At 39.6% G+C, this 21,266-nt stretch carries 20 protein-coding genes; 13 read left to right on the top strand and 7 right to left on the bottom strand.

The annotated features are described in order from the left end of the window. The first annotated feature begins 76 nt into the window (after positions 1-76). Positions 77-1,231 (top strand): magnesium/cobalt transporter CorA, encoded by a 1,155-nt coding sequence (gene corA / locus ABJG98_RS07470; RefSeq protein ID WP_348278868.1) that lies wholly within the window; start codon positions 77-79, stop codon positions 1,229-1,231. On the opposite strand, the gene ABJG98_RS07475 is transcribed toward corA, so the two are convergent. Further along, positions 1,232-3,028, bottom strand: a complete 1,797-nt coding sequence (locus ABJG98_RS07475) for an ATP-binding protein (protein WP_348278869.1) — start codon at positions 3,026-3,028, stop codon at positions 1,232-1,234. Between the two features lie 139 nt (positions 3,029-3,167). On the opposite strand from ABJG98_RS07475, the gene ABJG98_RS07480 reads away from it, so the two are divergent. The 8 genes from ABJG98_RS07480 (at position 3,168) to ABJG98_RS07515 (ending at position 10,800) form a co-directional block, all read left to right on the top strand. After that, complete coding sequence (locus ABJG98_RS07480) at positions 3,168-3,824, top strand: hypothetical protein (RefSeq protein ID WP_348278870.1); 657 nt, start codon at positions 3,168-3,170, stop codon at positions 3,822-3,824. Next, positions 3,824-5,137: an AarF/UbiB family protein gene (locus tag ABJG98_RS07485; RefSeq protein WP_348278871.1), complete on the top strand. Its 1,314-nt coding sequence runs from the start codon at positions 3,824-3,826 to the stop codon at positions 5,135-5,137. The genes ABJG98_RS07480 and ABJG98_RS07485 overlap by 1 nt, the downstream gene beginning before the upstream one ends. Before the next feature lie 124 nt (positions 5,138-5,261). Next, entirely contained in the window at positions 5,262-6,752 is a 1,491-nt protein-coding gene (gene nhaC, locus ABJG98_RS07490; protein ID WP_348278872.1) for a Na+/H+ antiporter NhaC, read from the top strand. Next, positions 6,745-7,335, top strand: coding sequence for a 3'-5' exonuclease (locus ABJG98_RS07495; protein ID WP_348278873.1), 591 nt, complete (start codon positions 6,745-6,747; stop codon positions 7,333-7,335). The genes nhaC and ABJG98_RS07495 overlap by 8 nt, the downstream gene beginning before the upstream one ends. 81 nt (positions 7,336-7,416) lie before the next feature. Then, positions 7,417-9,630 carry a DUF5916 domain-containing protein gene (locus ABJG98_RS07500; protein ID WP_348278874.1) on the top strand — a complete coding sequence of 738 codons (2,214 nt, stop codon included), beginning with the start codon at positions 7,417-7,419 and terminating at the stop codon, positions 9,628-9,630. Positions 9,631-9,650: 20 nt separating this feature from the next. Continuing rightward, on the top strand, positions 9,651-10,001 hold the full coding sequence (locus tag ABJG98_RS07505) for a hypothetical protein (RefSeq protein WP_348278875.1): 351 nt from the start codon (positions 9,651-9,653) through the stop codon (positions 9,999-10,001). Further along, positions 9,998-10,465 (top strand): nuclear transport factor 2 family protein, encoded by a 468-nt coding sequence (locus ABJG98_RS07510; RefSeq protein ID WP_348278876.1) that lies wholly within the window; start codon positions 9,998-10,000, stop codon positions 10,463-10,465. The genes ABJG98_RS07505 and ABJG98_RS07510 overlap by 4 nt, the downstream gene beginning before the upstream one ends. A gap of 2 nt (positions 10,466-10,467) precedes the next feature. Next, entirely contained in the window at positions 10,468-10,800 is a 333-nt protein-coding gene (locus tag ABJG98_RS07515; protein WP_348278877.1) for a cupin domain-containing protein, read from the top strand. A 45-nt stretch (positions 10,801-10,845) separates the two neighbouring features. On the opposite strand, the gene ABJG98_RS07520 is transcribed toward ABJG98_RS07515, so the two are convergent. Next, positions 10,846-11,610, bottom strand: a complete 765-nt coding sequence (locus tag ABJG98_RS07520; RefSeq protein WP_348278878.1) for a hypothetical protein — start codon at positions 11,608-11,610, stop codon at positions 10,846-10,848. 94 nt (positions 11,611-11,704) lie between these two features. Between ABJG98_RS07520 and ABJG98_RS07525 the strand changes: the two genes are divergently transcribed. Together ABJG98_RS07525 and ABJG98_RS07530 are read left to right on the top strand one after the other, a co-directional pair. Continuing rightward, positions 11,705-12,028, top strand: coding sequence for a TraR/DksA C4-type zinc finger protein (locus ABJG98_RS07525; protein ID WP_348278879.1), 324 nt, complete (start codon positions 11,705-11,707; stop codon positions 12,026-12,028). A 76-nt stretch (positions 12,029-12,104) separates the two neighbouring features. Next, positions 12,105-13,844, top strand: coding sequence for an ABC transporter ATP-binding protein (locus ABJG98_RS07530; protein ID WP_348278880.1), 1,740 nt, complete (start codon positions 12,105-12,107; stop codon positions 13,842-13,844). A gap of 47 nt (positions 13,845-13,891) precedes the next feature. Here ABJG98_RS07530 and ABJG98_RS07535 read toward each other — a convergent pair whose 3' ends face one another. Next, positions 13,892-16,489, bottom strand: a complete 2,598-nt coding sequence (locus tag ABJG98_RS07535) for an ABC transporter permease (protein ID WP_348278881.1) — start codon at positions 16,487-16,489, stop codon at positions 13,892-13,894. Next, complete coding sequence (locus ABJG98_RS07540; RefSeq protein WP_348278882.1) at positions 16,482-16,820, bottom strand: PadR family transcriptional regulator; 339 nt, start codon at positions 16,818-16,820, stop codon at positions 16,482-16,484. Before ABJG98_RS07540 ends, ABJG98_RS07535 begins: the two co-directional genes overlap by 8 nt. Before the next feature lie 132 nt (positions 16,821-16,952). Between ABJG98_RS07540 and arfB the strand changes: the two genes are divergently transcribed. Continuing rightward, positions 16,953-17,360, top strand: coding sequence for an alternative ribosome rescue aminoacyl-tRNA hydrolase ArfB (gene arfB / locus ABJG98_RS07545; RefSeq protein ID WP_348278883.1), 408 nt, complete (start codon positions 16,953-16,955; stop codon positions 17,358-17,360). 1 nt (position 17,361) lies between these two features. On the opposite strand, the gene ABJG98_RS07550 is transcribed toward arfB, so the two are convergent. Beyond that, on the bottom strand, positions 17,362-17,589 hold the full coding sequence (locus tag ABJG98_RS07550) for a hypothetical protein (RefSeq protein WP_348278884.1): 228 nt from the start codon (positions 17,587-17,589) through the stop codon (positions 17,362-17,364). Between the two features lie 122 nt (positions 17,590-17,711). Between ABJG98_RS07550 and ABJG98_RS07555 the strand changes: the two genes are divergently transcribed. After that, the gene (locus tag ABJG98_RS07555; protein ID WP_348278885.1) at positions 17,712-18,080 is read left to right on the top strand and encodes a DUF1801 domain-containing protein; all 369 of its coding nucleotides are present in this window, start codon (positions 17,712-17,714) and stop codon (positions 18,078-18,080) included. Positions 18,081-18,132: 52 nt separating this feature from the next. On the opposite strand, the gene ABJG98_RS07560 is transcribed toward ABJG98_RS07555, so the two are convergent. Both ABJG98_RS07560 and ABJG98_RS07565 read right to left on the bottom strand, forming a co-directional pair. After that, on the bottom strand, positions 18,133-20,190 hold the full coding sequence (locus ABJG98_RS07560) for a M13 family metallopeptidase (RefSeq protein ID WP_348278886.1): 2,058 nt from the start codon (positions 20,188-20,190) through the stop codon (positions 18,133-18,135). Between the two features lie 146 nt (positions 20,191-20,336). Continuing rightward, entirely contained in the window at positions 20,337-21,230 is an 894-nt protein-coding gene (locus ABJG98_RS07565; RefSeq protein ID WP_348278887.1) for a TraB/GumN family protein, read from the bottom strand. Positions 21,231-21,266: the final 36 nt, after the last annotated feature.

The raw sequence follows: 21,266 nt of genomic DNA on the forward strand, positions 1-21,266 counted from the left end.
TTATTAAACAATGTTTCATGGACAAACCATGATTTTTAACTTTTCTTTTTCATTTCCAATGGACTAATTTGGAGGTATGGGAAAGAAAAGAAAGAAGATTAACCCAATCGATTTAGTGAGGCCAGATAAACTACTTATCACCGGCTTGAAGACACTCACTGAGTTAACACTTACTCCGTTAAATATGTATGCAGACCTGAAGGCTCAAGCCAAAGGAAAGGCCGAAATCACTTTTATTGGAGAGAAGAAACTTGAGGAAGCTAAAGTCCAGCTTTTCACCTTTAATGAGAACGAAGCTGTGGAATCTGATGAAAAGGATTTTAACCCAATGACTGATCCTAAAGATTCTCATATCTACTGGCTCAATATCCATGGCTTACATGAGGTTGACCTGATTCAAGACCTAGCTACTGTGATGAATTTGGATCGATTGGCCGTACGCCAGTTACTGGATACAACGCAACGACCTAAAGTTGAGGAATTTGATGATTATCTTTTTTTCAACGTAAAATCCATTCTACTGGATGAAGATGATCAGCTTGATGTGGAGCAACTTTCATTCTTTCTGGGGAAAAACTATGTGGTTTCGTTTCAAGAGAAGGAAAGTGATCACTTTGACGACATCAGATATAAGATTAGAGAAGGTATAGGTTTTGTAAGAAAACGTACCTCAGATTATTTATTGATACAATTGTTGGATGCCATTCTCGACAATTACTTTGAGACCATAGAAGATATCAATGAAGACATTGCTGAACTCGAAAATGATGTATATAAAGACCCGAAACAAGAAACCTTGTTCGATCTTGAAAAGAGTAAGAAAAGAGCTGACTTAATAAAAAAGTCGCTTACCCCAATGGCAGAAGCCATCAACTATATTCTTAATAATCGAACCTCCTTCTTTCAGAAGCCTAATATCAAGTATATCAATGACTTGCGCATGAGTTGTACCAATGCTTTGGAAGAAGTAGAGTCTACTTCCAGGTCCCTGGAAAGTCTTACCAATATCTATTATGCTTCGCTCAGTCAGAAAATGAATGAGACCATGAAGGTGCTGACAACAGTAGCTACTATATTCATTCCATTGACTTTCATTGCAGGTATCTATGGAATGAATTTCGAATACATGCCAGAACTTCAATACAGGAATGGATACTTTATTATCTGGGGCATTATGGGAGCGGTGTTTATCGGAATGGTGATCTACTTCAAAAGAAAAAAGTGGTTGTAGCTATGCTGTTAGTTTGACAAAAAAAGTGCTTCCTTTTCCTTCTTCTGACTCAACCCACACTTTACCTCCAAGGTCCTGAACATACTTTTTCACTATCGAGAGTCCCAAACCAGTAGACACCTCACCTCCCGTCGGCCTAGCGCTGAGCTTTTGAAAACGATTGAATACTTTCTTTTTATCCTCCTCAGAAAATCCTGGACCTTCGTCACATACTTTAAATAGCACACTGTCATATGAACAGTCGACTCTGAGCTCCACAGTAGAGTCTGGATCTGAAAACTTCACTGCATTTGAAACAAGGTTTTCAAGGACAAGCAGCAGCAACAAGTGATCCGTACGAATCATATTATGCTCTTCGCAAAACTCTACTGCCAGGTCAATATTTTTCTTTGCTGCGATTGGTCGATATCGTTGTGCTACGTCTCGCATTATTATACGGATATCCACACGCTCTTGAAGAACCTTAATTCTGTTGCCTTCCAGTCCATCTATATCCAGAATTTTGGTCACCATCTTATTGATTCGCTCCGCGCTGGCAGTTACCTGATTCAATAATTTTGTTTCACTCTCAGAAAGGCTACCAGTCGTTTTCTGATTCACTATGTCTGTCACCATAATGATTTGACTCAATGGAGAGCGAATATCGTGAGCTAAAATCCTCACCAAATTATTTTTTTCCTCATTTAACGCTACCAGCTGAGCGTTTCTATTCATCAACTGCTCATTCTTTTGGCGTATATCTTCCTGCTGATCCTCTATCTGGTCTTTCTGACCAACCAATAGTGTAGTCGTTTTTTGGTTTTTATAAAACAAAAAACCAATGGCAAATAAAAAGACAGAGACAACACCTATACCTATAATTAGAATTCTCTTCATTGATGCCTCTTGCTCAAGCTGTAAATTGGCATTTTTAATTAGAGCCAGTTGCATCTCCTTTTCTTTAGTCAGAATAGAAGTACCCAGCTCCTCACCCGAGTATATCTCATCAATAAACCGGTACAACTCTTCGCCTAAATAACTTGAAATAATATCTGAAACTTGTTGTTGATATTCGTTTGTAGAAAGGAACTCATCAAAATGATTCTTCCATTCGCTATCCTTCGGCATAAGATAGGAATAGCCCTGACCCTTGACTGTAAAAAAGTTTTGCCGAGTCACTTCACTACCACTTTCAACCTGCATCAAATAAACAGGCAAGTCTATGAATCCAAAGCTGTTATTGGATTCGCTAACGCCATCTAGGACATTACTTTCACTCTCAATATATTTAATCTTAAAGCTAGCCCCCAACTGCTCTCGCAAGTTCAAAAGCAGAGATTCGTACTTTGTGTCTTTGATAGTGACAGCACTCATCACGCTCATCATCTCATTCATCTCTTCATAAGATCGTACAATCGGTGTTCCATCACTAGAAATAAGTACTGTTATATCTGGAAGGTATGGGATAGGGAAATCAGCATATTGTTTTCGATTATCTGTAATAGAAAGAGCGGATACACCAACAGCATTGGGGTTGTCAGATTCCCTAATTGTTTCAAGGATGTTTGAAAAACTTGTTGCCTTTACCCAATTCAGTTTGACATCAATATTCTTTTCATTCTTTAAAAAAACTTGAAAAGCACGAAACATTTCAGGCTCAATTCCTTCGAGTTTACCATCAACATTCTCGTATATGAATGGTTTCGAAGTAAACCAATAAAGATCCAATTCATCTTGTGATACAGTCTTTGCTTGTATCACAAATACTGGCATTATAGAAAGTAGAAAAAACAAGAAACTAGAAAAGCGGTGGTGCATTGAATAAATATGGTGAATTTATCGCTTTAGTAAAATTTACTTACAATGGTTTTAAAAATAAGGAAAAGAAAATAAAGTTGAGAAATTCTAAACCTTATTATGAATTAACTGGTTTTATAATTGGATCAAACTAAAGACCATGGCAAAGAAATCTGTCACTAAACAATCCATACAAAAAGGATATCAAAACTACTTACTAGAGGAAGGTAAAAAACCAGAAACTGTTCGGATATTCACCAAACATCAACAAATCTCTGACGATGAATTTTACAAATACTTCGGTTCATTAAAGAATATTGAGGCTTCTATCTGGGAAGGATATTTCACCAAAACCTTGAGCGTTGTACAAAAGGACCCAGACTTTGAAGAAATGAGTGGTAGAGAAAAGCATTTGTCCTTTTTATATACCCTACTGGAGGTGATGAAATCTGATCGTTCGTACATCCTGTATAAATTGGAAAATATAAAACCACACGAATTGCCGAATGAACTTAATCAAACACGAAGTATTATTACTCAATCTGATATTGATTGGGCAAAGACGTTTGAATTTCTTCCTGAGAAAGCCCAAAATATTACTCATTCCGCTTACAAAAAAATGTTGTGGTCTCACTGCATGGCTGTGTTGATGTTTTGGGTGAAGGATGATTCCGGTGATGCCACTGATACAGATGTGTTCATAGAAAAATCCACACGTACGGCATTTGATATTGGGGAGCTACCAGCTCTTGATTCCATTATTGACTTAAGTAAATTTTTCTTACAAAAAATGGGCTTCTCCAAAGCCCCCGCCTAATGTCCAAAGAACTTGATCGAATTCCCATTGGGAAAGTGAAACGCGCCAGCAAATTTGTGAGCACTGGTGCGAAAGTTGGTGTAAACTATGTGAAAGCCTACAGTAAAGCAGCCATCAACGGGAAGCTTGACAAAGAGGAGTTAGATAGTGACAATGCTCGTGATATCTACGACTCCTTGAGTGAGCTGAAAGGAAGTGCTCTCAAAATGGCACAACTGCTCAGCATGGACCAAAACGTATTACCCAAGGCATACTCCGACAAGTTTTCGATGGCCCAATACAGCGCCCCACCACTCTCCTACCCGCTTGTCAAAAAGACATTCAAAGCTAATTTTGGTAAGGATCCCAATGAAATCTTTGACACTTTCGGAAGAAATGCAAGCAATGCTGCCTCGATGGGCCAGGTTCATAAGGCAGAGCTCGATGGTACCAGACTAGCGGTAAAAGTTCAATATCCTGGAGTAGCAGATAGTATCAAGAGTGATCTGAAACTTGCAAAACCTTTTGCGCTCAAACTTATGAATGTAAAAGGAAAAGACGTGGAACCTTATATGCAAGAAGTAGAAGGTAAACTCCTTGAAGAGGCTGACTATAATCTTGAATTGAAGCAATCCATGGATTTTGCCGACAAGTGCAAAAAATTGGAAGGCTTATTCTTTCCAAAATATTATCCAGAGTTATCTGCGGCTCAAATACTAACCATGAGCTGGCTGGAAGGTGAACCCATCGGTGCTTGGATGAAGCGAGAACAAAGCCAGGAAAATCGTGATCAGCTTGGGCAGATTCTTTGGGACTTCTACATGTTTCAAATGCATGAACTGCGGATGATGCATGCGGATCCACACCCTGGCAATTTTATCATCAACGAAGACATTGACCTTGGAGTTATCGACTTTGGATGTATCAAGCATATTCCTGATGATTTCTATGAAGCATATTTTGAACTGGCTAGCTATGAAGTTTTGGATAATCCCAAACGAGTGGATGAATTGTTCAGACAGCTTGAAATCATCCGTCCGACCGATCCGGAGAAAGATGTGAAAATAGTTACAGCCATGTTTACTGACCTGATTCGATTATTGAGTCGACCATTCAATGAAAGTGATTTCGACTTTAGTGATGAAGCTTTCTTCAGAGAAATCTATCTGAAGGGTGAACAGATTTCGAAAGATCCAGAAATGAATCGTTTGCAAGCCAGAGGTTCACGGCACTTCATTTATTTCAATCGCACTTTTTTTGGATTGTATAACATTTTGCATTCATTGAAATCGAAAGTGGATTGCTCTAAGGTTGAATTCCTATATAAAGTATAGTCTTTAGGTACCTCGTAATGAAATATTGAAAGACTCTGACAAAATGAAGTTAGGATATTGCTAAGAATAGTTGTCCTTATATTGTGAAAAGCCCTATTTTCGAGGGTTCGTGAAATAACACACTATGACAACAAAGCGAGAACCCACGTTATTTGAATCTTTAATCCCTATCATCTTCTTAATACTCATCCTGGTTGTCAATGTAGGCATCTTTGGCAGTGCTGCATTGGATGGTTCTAATCAGATCGTTTTGATACTATCCGCAGGTGTTGCGGCAATTGTCGCCATTCGGATCGGATTTAAATGGCAAGAAATTCAGGACGGTATTGTAAAGAGTATCAGCTCAGCAATGGCTTCTATTCTTATCCTTCTTTTGATAGGAGCGCTTGCAGGTACCTGGATGCTCAGCGGAGTAGTTCCTGCAATGATCTATTATGGTTTGCAGATCTTAAATCCAACCATCTTCCTGGTTGCAGCTTGCATAGTTTGTTCCATTGTTTCAATTGCCACAGGTAGCTCATGGACGACAGCAGCAACTGTTGGCATCGCATTAATAGGTATTGGTCAGGCCCTTGGAATCTCGGAAGGTTTGGTAGCCGGAGCTATTCTCTCTGGAGCATATTTCGGAGATAAGATGTCCCCACTTTCTGATACGACGAATTTGGCGCCAGCAATGGCAGGAACGGACTTATTTACGCACATACGTTACATGACCATCACGACCGTACCATCCATCATTTTAGCACTTCTTATCTTTCTGATTATCGGCTTTGCAAATTCCGGAGAAGGAGCCATCGAAGGAAAAGACTCAATACTTGCAGCTATAGACAGTACTTTCAATATCACAGGTTGGTTATTCATTGTGCCAATAGTAGTTGTTGTGTTGATTGTGAAGAAAATGCCAGCACTTCCGGCATTGTTGATCGGCACGTTATTGGCTTCCATTTTTGCGCTGATCTTTCAACCAAACTTAGTCAATGAAGTAGCGGCTACAGCATCGTTTGACGGTATCCTATATAAATCATTCTATGGCAATGCTCCCGGGCTTACAAATTCATTCATTGGTTCAATGCAGGCCATGTTTGGTGACATCTCATTCACTACAGGAAATCAAATATTAGATGAGCAAGGTTTACTAAGTGCTTCAGGCATGTCTGGAATGTTGGGTACAATCTGGCTCATCTTGTCAGCCATGATATTTGGTGGAGTAATGGAAGGGGCAGGAATGCTTAAACGAATTGCTACTGCAATCATTTCAAAAGTAAAATCTACAGGATCACTCATCACGTCGACCGTTGGAACGTGTATCTTTTTCAATGGAACTGCATCGGATCAATACCTTGCAATCGTAGTTCCGGGCCGAATGTACGCGGACACGTACAGGGAAAAAGGTCTGGCTCCCGAAAACCTGAGTCGAACGCTCGAAGATTCAGGAACGGTAACATCAGTGCTTATTCCCTGGAATACCTGCGGAGCTTATCATGCAAGCGTATTGGGGGTTTCCACAGGCACTTACCTACCCTACTGTTTCTTCAACATTATCAGTCCGTTTATGACCATTCTTGTCGCATACACAGGATATAAGATTAAAAAAATAGCTGGGAAAGGTGAATAATCGCTTCGCTGAACATATTACAAAAGAAGACCTTCGCTCACTTCCCCTTCTTGCGTTTGAAGGTGATATTCATATAGTTGACACAGAAGAAGAATGTAACAATGCGGTTAAAGAACTGTGCAAGTTTGACGCCATAGGTTTTGATACCGAAAAGAAGCCTACGTTTAATAAAGGTGAATACAACCACACCGCAATGGTTCAGCTTTCTACCATGGAAGATGCATACCTCTTCCGCTTAAATAACATGGGCTATCCGACATCACTATTCGAACTAATGGCTGATGCAGCCATTTTAAAGCTCGGCATTAGTATTGACGATGATCTTAAAGATTTGAACAAAGCCAGAAAATTTAAACCAAAAAACTTCACTGACCTGAATGATGTAGTTCGCGAACTAGGTGTGAAACACATGGGTGTGAAGAAGTTGGCTGCCGTGTTTCTAGAGTCTCGAATTTCAAAAAATCAGCAGGTATCGAACTGGGAAAACAACACCCTTTCACCTGCTCAACTAAAATACGCTGCCACCGATGCCTGGATTTGTTTGGCTATTCATGAAAAACTGATCGAACAGGGATACATTTAATTTTTGGAGCTTAATCCCAAGTCACGTCCGTTTATAAAAAAACGATTTTTTGAATAAACCATCGAAATATCTTTGCGGACAATGAAGAGGTTTATCTATCTAATGTTTCTTGGGCCAACTCTACTTGTTGCTCAAGAAGACGCCTATCATATTGTAAGAACAGCAGAACCAATCAAAATTGATGGAATCATTGATGAACAAACCTGGGAGAATGTACAGGTAGTACAAAACTTTCATCAATACTTCCCTGGCGACTCATCGCTTGCTGATTCCAAGGTAGAAATACGATTGACTTATGATGATACATACCTTTACTTCAGCGCTAAAATGTACAACCTCACAGAGGATAGGACTTATGCTGTTCCATCATTGAGGAGAGACTACCGTGGAAATTTTGATGGGATAACAATCGAGATCGATCCTTTTCAGGACAATACAAATGCCTTTCAATTTGGAATAAATCCATATGGAGTTCAGCGAGAAGGATTGATCAGCAATGGTGGTATCAGAGGGAATGACCTATCCTTATCATGGGACAATAAATGGTTGGCCGATGCGAAACAATATCCGGGCTATTGGATAGCAGAAGCTGCGATCCCTTTTAAAACGATACGATTCAAACCTGGAAATGATAAATGGAACATCAACTTTTATCGAATAGATACAGAAGAAGGTGAAAGGTCTACCTGGACCAGAATTCCCAGAAACTTCCTGATACTCTCGCTCGCATTTATGAAAGAATTGGTATGGGACGAAGCCCCAAGCAAATCTGGCCCTAACATATCACTCATTCCTTACATTTCTACCAGCACGCAACGTGATCATGAGGACACAAGTACTGGCCGATTGGATGATTTTTCATACGGAGGCGATGCGAAAATTGCTGTAAGTCCATCGCTCAATCTGGATCTTACTTTCAATCCTGATTTCTCCCAAGTAGAGTTAGATGAGCAAGTAACAGATCTTAACAGATTCGAACTATTCTTTCCTGAACGACGGCAATTCTTTTTGGAGAATGCTGATTTGTTTGAAAGTTTTGGTCATCCCTTCTACTCGCGTCCATTTTTCTCCAGACGTATTGGATTGGCACGAGATGAGTCTACAGGTCAAAATGTTCAAAATCAGATTTACGCTGGTGCACGATTGAGTGGCAAGTTGGACAAGAATTGGCGAATCGGCATTCTAAATATGCAAGCTGCTGAAGACAATTCAATCAATCTCCCTAGCATCAATTATTCTGTAGGGGCAGTACAGCGAAAAATCTTTGGTAGATCTAATATCGGCGCCATTTTCATCAATAAGCAAACATTTGAAAGTTACGCAGAGAATGATACTACTCCATATACCGGCTGGAATCGGCTTGCTGGTATAGACTACAATCTGGCTTCAAGTGACGGGAAGTGGAATGGTAAGGTCATGTATCATCACTCCTTTGATGAGAGTGGTCAAAAATCAGGTCAAGGCTCACATACTGGATTTATTGCATATGATTCAAAATCCTGGACATGGAGTTATGTACATGTCTATGTCGGAGAAAATCACAATGCGGAAGTTGGGTTTGTGCCACGACCTGGGATTGTGAGAATAAATCCAGATTTCGGTCGGAATTTCTTTCCTTCAACAGGCATTTTCAATTCCATTAAGCTTATCGGGGAAGCCGAATATATATGGACAGTAGATGGAGAAAAAACGGATCATAAATACGCCGTTAATTTTGAATCTGGACTATCAAACACTGGTCGTTTGAGTGCTTCGGTTGAACAGATCTATACCTTTTTACTAGATCCATTTGACCCCACCCAGACAGAAGGAAGAGAACTGCTGCCGATGACAGGATACACCTACCACAATTTCAACTTTTCATACATCTCTGATCAGAGAAGAATCTTTAGTTACCAGCTCAATGGATATGTTGGTGAGTATTTCAATGGCATGAGACAAAGTTTAGGAACCACACTTGGGTATCGATTTCAACCGATTCTGGATGTCAAGTTAAATATGGTCTATAATCGCATTAGGCTACCAGAAGACTATAACGACGCAGATCTATGGCTCATTGGTCCAAGGTTTGATCTCACCCTATCTAAATCCGTATTCTTCACCAACTTCTTTCAATACAATAGTCAGATTGATAATGTCAACATCAATTCCAGATTCCAATGGCGGTTCGCTCCTGTATCTGACCTGTTTATCGTTTATACAGACAACTATGGAACCGGTATGATCTCTGATGCGGGCTTGACAAGAAAAAATCACGCACTCATTCTAAAAATGACGTATTGGATTAACTTGTAGTAGCATCTAATTACAAGCTTATGGCTAAGAACGAAGCATCTGACGAAACCATTCAACTGTACTCTGATTTACTGGCAACCATTGGTTTGGAACAAAAAGGGAAAAACATGCCTTATACATCAATGAATGGAAACATGTATTCTTTTGTGGCTAAAGAAGGATATGTAGCAATCCGCCTTTCAGAAGAAGATAAAGAAGAATTTATGGAGAAGTACAATGCCGGACCTGCCATTTCGTATGGAGCTACCATGCGAGGTTACGTCCATGTCCCAGATGAGGTTTTGAAAAATACGACAGAGCTTTCAGTGTATATGAAAAAAAGCCATGCGTTTGCCCAAACGCTCAAACCTAAACCAACCAAGAAGAAATGAGAGTAGTGCTATTGATATTAATTGTAGGCTTGGTTGCTTCTTGCACCGTAGATAATTCATTCACACAAAGTGATACGCAAGAGATTAATCGTATTCGAAGAGATTACGTAAATGGCTGGCTTGCAAATGATCGCGAAACAGTCCTGGGTCTTTTTACAGCAGACGCTACGATTATTCCAAGTGGTCAATATCCCTTGACTGGGCAAGAAGAAATCGAAAAATATTGGTTTCCTAATGACAATTCAGAAACTACGATTCATTCCTATGCAGTAGAGTTGATTGAGCTTCAGGGTACGGATTCGATGGCCTATACGATAGAAAAAGGTGTACTAAATTTTACATATACTAATGGTGACTTCACAATGACCAAAGAATCAACCTCCCATGCGACAAGTGTATACCGAAAAAGTAAAGAAGGAAGCTGGAAGATCGTTTCCAGAATGTGGACCAGTTTAAATGAATAACAATGGCATTTGAAAAATTAGAAGACATAAAACCCAGAGAAATCCTACCTGGATATACCGTTCGTTTCGTTCATACCGATCGCATGACATTCGCATTCTGGGATGTAGCAAAAGACAGCCCATTGCCCGAACATGCACATCATCATGAACAAGTTGCTCAGGTGATGGAAGGTGAGTATGAACTAACCATAGGAGGTGAAACCAAGCGATTGGGACCGGGAGATGTCGCAATCATTCCATCAAATGTTCCTCACTCAGGTATGGCAATAACAGCCTGTAAATTAATGGACGTTTTTTGTCCAGTAAGAGAGGATTACCTGGGAACCAATAAATAAAAAAAGCGATCCGTCTTTCGAATCGCTTTTCTCCAGAGTTATTAATTAGCTTGGCCAGCTTCCTGATTCAGTAATTTCTCCATTGGAGTAATATGCATACGTACCAGAGGTACCAGTGGCATCCCAGGTAGCTGAATAGTACAATGATCCTCCGATGGTGTATGATAGTGTTCCCGAATTATCTGCATTAACAGATATCTCAATCAAAAATCCTTGCTCATCATCGGACACTGTGTAATCAAATGAACCATCCGAGCTTTCTTCCCAGGCATATTCTAGTACTACTGTACTGCCGATCTCTGCATTGGGATTGGTCCCAAACAATTGCATAAACCCACTCCTAAGTTCTCCTTTGGATTCTTCTGCGTAAATAATTTGGTCAAAGTCTCCGCCATTTATAGACCAGAAAACCTGGAAAATATATTTATCACTCGACTCACAGATTTGATAAGCAACCGTAAATGTTTCTGAACCAGCAGTGGTAGTCCAGGTGTAAGTCACAGAATTAGTTCCACATGCTCCGCCAATTGGAGCGTCCGTTTGCACTGCATTGGAAGGTTGATTGAAATACGCCAACCAAATGGTCATCAAATTAGCCGAAGAGAGGTAAGTACCTGCGAGTGCTGCATTTGGATCATCAGACCCAACTAAATTGTTGATTACACCTTGGTCGATAGGTGGATTTGACTGATCAAATGCGAACTGAACAGAAGCCAGATCTACAGATGTATCATCATCTTTACTACATGATATGCTAAATAGCAAAGCAAAAGTTGCTAAAAGCAGGGTGATTCTTCTAAGGTGATTCATTATGGTAGTTCTTTTTAAAAGATAAAATTTTCTAAAATAAGTACAAAAATAAAACGATTATTTAGTTAACAGCTCTTTTTGATACTTTTAGTGAATGGAAGTCGATGAAATAAAGAAAAAGATTGAAGAAGAAATAAGTAAAACCGAATGGTTAATCGCCGACTACAAGGAGCAAAGCAAGCCAGTGACCCTGGATAATTCAATTGGTCGGATTTCTCGTATGGATGCAATCAATAATAAAAGCATCACCGAATCAGCATTGAGACAGGCTGAGCTCAAGCTGTCCAAATTGCACCAGGCATTAGATACTATCGACACGCCCGATTTTGGCTTATGTATCAAGTGCAAGCAGTCTATTCCTCTTGGCAGAATTTTGCTGATGCCCGAAAGTAATAAGTGTGTAAAATGTGCTAGATAGCAAGAAACCCATTTTTCATTGATTACCCTATAATTGATTAGAACCATTTTAAAAAAAACAAGGTTACATCTTCTTTATGAGTAAAAACAAAAACGTCACCTTCGCCTGGGCAGTCAGAAACATTATCTGGCCGAGAAGAAAAACCATACTAATCGGACTCCTTCTCATCATCATAAGCAGGCCTGCTGGATTGGTACTACCAGTAGCAACAAAATATCTTTTGGACGATGCAGTGCCAAACAAAGACTTTGGGATGCTCAAGCTCATCGTGATTGTCATCGTGATATCTCTTGCGGTTCAGGCTGTTTCCTCCTTTCTATTGACACGCATATTAAGTGTAGAGGCACAATTCTTGATTTCAGAATTGAGAGTGAAAGTGCAGAAAAAGATCCTTTCACTTCCAATCAATTTTTTTGATAATAATAAGTCAGGTGCGCTTGTCTCTCGAATTATGACAGATGTTGAAGGTGTAAGAAATCTAGTTGGAACTGGCTTGGTTCAGCTCATTGGCGGCACTATCACTTCTGTTTTAGCTTTGATTCTATTGATCAACATAAGTCCATCAATGACCATCTTCACACTGGTTCCTGTTGGGTTGTTTGCGGTCATTGCTTTAAAAGCCTTTGGAAGGATCAGACCTATTTTCAGAGAGCGTGGCAAGCTAAACGCAGAGGTCACCGGACGTTTGACTGAAACTCTTAACGGAGTGCGAGTCATTAAAGGATTTAATGCGGAAGAATCAGAAAACAAAACTTTCGAAGATGGAGCCAGGCGACTCTATGAAAACGTAAAATCCAGCTTGACTGCTACAGCAGTGGTGACAAGTTCAGGGACATTTCTGATTGGATTTGCTAGCGCAGGAATACTGGCAATGGGTGGTTATTTCATGATAGAAAATGAACTAACGTCAGGTGAACTGATTTCATTCATTTCCCTTCTCGCCTTTATGATCGCTCCAATCGTCCAGATGAGTAATATCGGGAGTCAGCTTACTGAGGCTTTTGCTGGACTTGATCGTACAGAGGAGATCATGAAAATGGATCCTGAAGATATGACTGAAGATCGTCCGATCATTTTGAAAGAAGTCAAAGGAGATGTCGCTTTTAAGAATGTTTCATTTGCCTACGAAGAAGGTAAAGAAGTCTTAAAGGACATCTCATTCAATGCGCCACCAGGATCTGTCACTGCATTAGTAGGAAGCTCAGGTTCAGGTAAATCAACAACTGCCAGCCTTGCCGCCACCTTCTTAAGTGCAAAGAAAGGGATGGTTACGATTGATGGCCACGACATCACAAAAGTGAATCTATCCAGCTATAGAAAACACTTGGGTGTAGTGCTACAAGATGATTTTTTATTTGAAGGAACAATCAGAGAAAACATTCTTTTCCCAAGGCCAGATGCAACTGAAGACGAATTGCTTGATGCTGTCAAAGGAGCGTATGTCAACGAGTTTACTGACCGATTTGAAGATGGTTTGAACACGGTGATAGGTGAAAGAGGTGTTAAACTTTCTGGAGGTCAAAAGCAGCGGATATCCATTGCACGAGCTTTACTGGCCAATCCTAAAGTGATCATTTTAGATGAAGCCACTTCAAATTTGGATACAGAGAGTGAAACCTACATTCAAAAGAGTTTGGATGGCTTGATGAAAGATCGAACCACATTCGTTATTGCACACCGGTTAAGTACTATTCGAAAGGCTAACCAGATACTGGTAATTGAGAACGGTGAGATTGTAGAGCGAGGTACGCACGATGAACTGATTGCTAAGGAAGGTCGCTACTTCGAGCTGTACACGTACCAGAGCAGGATATAAAAAGGCAGCATCTTAAAAAAATGCTACCTGCTATGATTGAAACTAAATTACTCGTTTCTAATACTCTCAGTAGGATCGGAAATTGCAGCTCGATAGGTTTTAACTGAAACGGTAATTAATGCTATGAGCACTGTTGTCATTCCACCGATCGCAAATACGTACCAATGATCAATTACCTCGATTCTATAAGCATATCCGCCTAGCCATTTTTGCATAAAATACCAGACAACAGGAATTGCAATACAAGATGCGACTAACACGAGCCACACAAACTCTCTCGAAATTAAACTGATGATTTGTTGAGCTGTAGCTCCCAACACTTTTCGAATACCGAGTTCCTTTTGCCGCTGTTGCGAGGCATAAGCTGCCAGCCCGAAAATTCCAAGGCAGGCGAGAAAAATGGAAAGTGCAGAAAATGCGCTGAATACTTTGGCTTGCTGCTGCTCCCTCTCATAAAGGTCACTTAGACTATCATCCAAAAATTCATAAGACATTGGAAAACCTGGTGCGAGTTCCTCAAAAGTCTTGTCAATGAATAGCAGTCCATCTTTCATATTAGCCATATTGATCTTAATTGCGAGCCTTCGGTGAAAACCGCCTGTAAGAATAGCTAAAGGTTCTATTTCATCTTTCAAGGTACTAAAGTGATAATCTGAAGCAACACCTATCACCGGCACATCTTGAATGTCCCAGCCAGGCATAGAAACCTTACGGCCGATAACCTCTTCAGGATCTAATCCAAGCTCCAAAACCGATCGTTCATTAAGGATCATAGTAAATTCTTCATCGGAACTAAGTTCACTTGAAAAGTTTCTACCTGCTATAATATCTATCCCCAAAACATTAAAAAACTCAATATCCGTGAAGAGTGTACGCATGCGATGTGTTTCTGAAACACCTGTTACAATAAAACTGGAGGCGTCATGAAACCCGCCAGGCTCACCTGAAACCATCGTTACTCCTTGCACATTAGAATTTACCAGCAATCGATCTTTGAACTGATCGCGTTGAGTTCGAATTTCTGAGTTGTCTAAATCTACCAATACGATAGCTTCCTTATCAAAACCTAAGTCTTTGGAATTCAAATAATTCGTTTGAACAGAAATCAGCATTGAGGAGACTATCAAAAAAATCGAGATGGCAAACTGAGTTACCACAAGAGCTTTGCGTAAGCCTACATTTTTCCCGGAAGTAAGCTTGCTACCTTTCAAAATGGAAACCGATTTAAACGAAGATAGTAGCACCGCTGGATACACTCCAGAACTAAGTAAGATGACGATAACCAATGAAAGAAAGAAGGTCAGCACATTGCTGTCCATCCAATTAAGTGTCACCTCAAGGCCAAAAAATGAATTGAAGGTCGGTGTTAAGAGCTCACATATTCCTATGGAAATCAGAATTGAAAAAAATAAGATCATCATTGATTCACTGAGGAATTGCAAAATCAATCGCGATTTTGATCCACCTAGTACTTTCCGTACGCCTACTTCTTTGGCTCTCATGAAGGACTGAGCAATTGATAAATTCACATAGTTAAAGCATGCAATAAAAAGGATTGCAATAGCAACCGCACCAAGTGTTAGACTGGATGCAAAACTGCCGTGCCTTGCAAAGTCGTAACGCGTTTCATTATTAAAGTAGATGTCAACCAAAGGCTCGAGTTCAAGTCCGATTTTGCTGCCTGATTTTTCAAAGTCTTTCCCCATGTACTTTTCCATAAACTGATCAAGCTTTCCGTCCAGGTTGTTTGCCTGTGCTAATGTTGGAACCTTCACATATGTATTGAGACTGTTGTTCCACCACCCGTTAAACCAATCGAAACTTTCAAGCAAATCAATGGAAAGTACCATGCTAAAATCCAGATGCGAATGACCAGGAATGTCCGCCATCACGCCAGAAACGATAAATTCATATGCATTATCTACTTCAATAATCTTTCCGATCGGGTTTTCATCACCGAAGTATTTCCTAGCTGCTTCCTGCGTTAAAACAGCTGAATTGGCTGTTGCTAATACCGATTGTTTATTCCCAGAGGCAAGTGGATACGAAAAGAATTCAAAGAAATTTTCATCAGCAAAAAGGAGGTCATCTTCCATGAAACGCTTTTCTCCAACAGCTACCAGACCATTTTCAGGTACTGCCCTCGTAGTTGCAGTTACATCCGATGGATAATCAGTGAGGAGCGCATTGGCATATGGAACTGAAGTTACGCCTATTCGATAGGGTGTTCCATTCATTTCTGATACTCGAAGGACACGATAAATCTGATTTGCGTCCTCATGAAAGCGATCTGTATTTACTTCAGAATAAATATAGAAGTAAAGGAATATTGTTGCCACCAATCCCATTGTAAACCCGAATAAGCTAATCAGTGAAGTGGATAGTTGGCGATACAAATTTCTAAGCGTAAGTATTGGATTAAAAATAAACATAGGCCGTGCATTTGAGTTTTTGAAAGATTTAAGTGTGGATGGTCTTAGGTAATTGAAAACCTGATACCAATATTTTAGTCCTTTGAAGGTGTTCTTTTTTGAATCTGAATAATATTCTTCCAAGTCGCCTTGTAGTTCTTCTACCAGCTCATCCTTACAAAACCAGCTGATGAGTTTGAGGGAAAACTTCGGTGGCTGTGAAGCACTAGGCATTGCTGAATTTCAATTCAAATGATGGAACTTGATTCCAAAGATTGGCACGAAGCTTTTTTACATCATTCAATGCAGACTTACCATCAGCAGTCAATTCATAGATACGTTTTCTTCGCCCGCCTCGCTCCTTTGTTGCTCCTCCCATCTCGGACTTCAAAAAATCCTTTTGCTCCAGTCTGCTAAGTGTAGTATGCAAAGCTCCCATAGAAATGGATCGATTCACTTGATTTTTTATTTCATCCTTGATCCGAAGCATGTATGCCTCCTCTTGTAAAATGAGTACAACAAGAAGTAAAAGTTCTTCAAACTCTCCCAGATTGGTTCCTTTCATAAGTATATTGTTTATGATAGAAAGTATTAGTTTCTATTTTGCAGATACTATACGAATGTATTAATCGATTTGTTTCGATAAAATAGAAAGTAATCGATTTGAGTAGAAAAATGTAACTTTTATCGTTCAAATATGAAACGTATTTCAGTCAGTCAAATACGAAAAGAGGTAGAGCTAAAGACTGCTCGAAGTGGTGGTCCAGGAGGTCAACATGTTAATAAAGTTGAGACAAAGGTTACTCTTCGGTTTAATGTTTTTAAATCTCATATTTTAACTGATTCAGAAAAGGAATTGCTTAAAGCTACGTTTGGACTTAAGCTGACCAAAGATGGTGAACTAATTGTGACTGTGGATAGCAAGAGGTCTCAATTAAAAAACAAAGAAATTGCTTTCAAGAAATTAGATCGGATGCTGGCTAAAGCCTTTACTGTAAAGAAAAAGCGAAAATTAACACAGCCAACTAAAGCAGCAAAGCGTAAGCGATTGGACGAAAAGAAGAAACATGGAGAAAAGAAAAAATGGAGACAAAAGCCTATTTAGATCAGTCTGAGGTCTCTTTGAAAATGGAAACACCAAGTAGATATGAATTTACAATCAGGTTTTTATTGTTTTTAATGGTGTTTTTAATCGAATCAAGTGATCCTTCCTTAGCAGCTAAATCATCTTTACCATGACCAAACCCTTGTGCCAGTACGATACCACTTACAAATAGTCCAAGTGCTAATGCAATAATTTGGATGCTTTTAGATTTCTTGATGTACTGTCTCATTGTTTAGATGTTTGGGTAATTAGTACCTAGAACAACAAATTTATTACACTAACGGTTAAAAAAAATTTAAGATTCGTGAAAGTTGGTTAAGATTATAACTTTAAATCAGCACAAAAACTGATATGGCTGTCGACCTGAATGCATTTTACCTTACCAAAGTAGAGCCTAATAAGGGCTGTTTACTTGCTTTGCGAAGCATTATCTTAAAGCAAGATTCTGAAGTATCAGAAACCCGAAAATATGGAATGCCATGCTTCTGCTATAAGAAAAAGATGTTTTGCTATTTGTGGGTGGATAAGAAAAGCCAAGAACCCTATATACTTTTTGTGGAGGGGAAGCATCTTAGTCATCCTGATCTTGAAATTGGAACCAGAGCTCGCATGAAAATCTTACGAGTAAACCCTGGTTCAGACTTTCCCATCAAAACCATAAATCTTCTCCTCAGTCAAGCAGTGGATTTATACCGTAGCGGCACGATTAAAATCAAATAAAAAAAGCCACACACCAAAAGGCATGTGACTTAATCTTTTTTAAATTATTGCTTTACCAGATGATTACTCGCTCTTCTTCAGGTCTCCAAAGCTCATCTCCTTCTTTTAGCTCAAAAGCTGCGTAGAACGTTTCCATGTTAGTCAAAGGACCAATAGCTCTGAACATTCCTGGAGAATGTGGATCAGTTAAAACCTGCGTTCTAAGTGTTTCATCTCTATACTTGGTTCTCCAAATGGTCGCCCACGAAATAAATAAGCGCTGCTCAGGTGTAAATCCATCAATCAAGCCTGGATTTCCTTTCTTATTGAGATGAATCTGTAATGCATCATAAGCCGCATTTAATCCTCCTAAGTCTCCAATGTTTTCGCCAAGAGTCAGTTTACCCTGAACATAAACACTATCTAAAGCCTTGTAAGCATCAAACTGAGCGACTAACTTCTCACTTCTCTCCTCAAAACGTTTCTTATCTTCTTCGGTCCACCAGTTTACCATATTGCCCTGGAAATCAAATCGGCTTCCCTGATCATCAAATCCATGAGAGATTTCATGACCGATAACTGCGCCCATGCCTCCATAATTTACTGCTGCATCAGCAGTGTAGTTGTAAAACGGTGGCTGTAGAATTGCAGCAGGAAATACAATTTCATTATTCAACGGATTGAAATAGGCATTTACCGTTTGTGGATTCATACCCCATCTTTCCTTATCCACGGGTTCTCCAATCTCTTTAATGTTTTCTTGAAACTGCCATTTCCAGGCATTTTCCATATTGTCCATATAGCTATATGATTCACCACTTTTCTTTACTTCCAACGTGGAGTAATCTCTCCACTTATCAGGATAACCAATTTTTACCGTCAGGTTGTTTAGCTTTTTCAATGCTTGTTCCTTTGTTTCCTCCGACATCCACTCCAGATTTTTGATTCTGTTGTCAAAGGCCACCATTAAGTTCCCAACCATTTCTTCAGCACTTGCTTTCGCCTCAGGAGGAAAAGTTTCAGCCACATAAACTTTACCTATCGCTTCACCTATTACTCCATTGGTGGTAGCCAGAACTCTTTCAGATCTCGGTCGCATTTGCTCAGTACCTCGAATGGTTTTTCCATAGAAATCAAAGTTTGCAGCCACCATGTTATTATTAAGGAAATTGGCTGCTTGATTTACAACATTCCATGTCATGTAGCTTTTAATTTTGTCCATCTCTACTTCATTCAAAGTAGCTGTCACTTCTTTCATGAATTTTGGCTGAAGGACTATCAAAGTGTCAACTTTAGTCATATCTACCCCAACAGCATTCAAATAAGTATTCCAATCAATTGCTGGTGATATATCTTGTAACCCATCCACTGTCATCGGATTGTATAAGGCAGGAATATTTCGAGATTCAATTGGCGTTAAGGATGCTAATGCCAGCCTGGTCTCTATTTCCATAACATCTTTGGCCATGGCATCTGCGTCCCCAGCAACAGCAGCTAAATCCATCATTCTTGAAACATGAGCTACATATTTTTCTCTGATTTCCTTTGACTTAGCATCTTCTTTTGTATAATAATCCCTATTTGGCAGTCCCAATCCTCCGGCAGTGATGTATAGTGAATTGATCTTGCTATCCATCAGATTTGCAAAGGATGCTACTCCATGAAATGGACCGTATCCGGTGCTGTGCATATCTGCCAACAAGCTTTGAACGTCCTGAGTTGTTTCGAGTGTGTTGATCTGATCCATCCATTTAGTCAATGGTCTGGTGCCTACACGCTCAGCAAGTGTAGAATCCATTCCTACGGCAAAAAAGTCGATGGCCTTACGCTCATCTGTGCCATCTCCAAAGTCAGGATTCTGTGCAGAACGATCCATTATATCCAGCATGATTTTGTCATTCTTTTCTCTGAGTTCAGGGAATCCGCCCCATCTTCCTTCATCTGCAGGAATTTCAGTTTTGTCAAGCCAATTTCCATTGGCGAATCGATAAAAGTCCTTTTTAGGATCCGCTCCATCTCCCATCATAGTGAGGTCGAGGCCTGGAGGCATTTCTTTAGCTGCATCTTCTTTTGGTGCTGTACAAGCACTCATAATTGCCAATGCCATTAAAGTAAAAATTGAGTTTCTCATAATTAGATTGATTTTTAGATCTTAAATGTATGAAAATGAAATAGTTAACCATTCACTTCTTGAGTTGAGTGGTGAATTTTTAAGATAAGTGAGCGATATAATTGAATTAGGGCAAGTTTTTATACAAGAGTCTCTTCGCCCAATTGCTAATTCAATATAGGTGTTACCTTATAACCCGCTTCTTTTAATAACCTGATCATGCCAAAATCACCTCCTAAATGCCCAGCTCCTACCGCATAAAAGGTAGATTTTTGCATAGAAAAAGTAGCGATCTTAGGCAACCAATTAATATTTCTATCAATCAATAAAAACTTCTCCTGATTTTTATCGGACATATTTTCTAAGATCAATTCGTACATCCGGTCAATATTTTCCTTTTTATAGGTTTTGATCATTTGCTCAAACAGATCAGCCATTTCCTTCTTCTCTGTTACAACCTTCATTAATTCTTCAGCCTGTGTCTCATACGGAATATTGTCAAACATACCAGCTTGCTCGGTTGCCGTTTCCAGACCAAATATTTCTTTTTCTCTGCTCATCGCCCGTTGTACAAATGTCATTTCATAACTAGCCGGAGTCCCTTCCATTAGACTGGGAATGAGCATCGCAGATACAAAAAAGGGTTTGAAGCGGTTGACTTGAACTAATCCAATACCAGTAGTCTCTTTCATGTATACATCGAGTGTCTGGTAATCTTCCTCGGAAAGAAGTTTGTCCAAGGTTTGTCCGTCCTTCATAAACGCATTCTGCATAAGTTCCGATTGCATCGCTGGATTATCCATATCCAGTTCCATCACAATTTGTTCAGATGCATCAAAAGCCTGCTCCACCTTTTCTTTCATTTCGAAATCAGCTTGTGGCAAAAGATGGAATGTTCCAAATATGTAAGAGGTTACTATGCTGTCGCCTTCTACTTTCCATAGCAATGTACTTTCAAGTTTCTGTCCGCGGGCCTCTGAAATAATGGAAGTCCCAATCCAAATCCCAATAATCAGCAGAACTCTTCTTGACCACTCTTTTTGTGTATTGTTGTTTTCCATATTATAAGTTTCTTCTATTTGTAGGTGGTTAAGTAG

It is taken from the genome of Ekhidna sp. (genome assembly GCF_039960695.1).
GTDB lineage: Bacteria > Bacteroidota > Bacteroidia > Cytophagales > Cyclobacteriaceae > Ekhidna.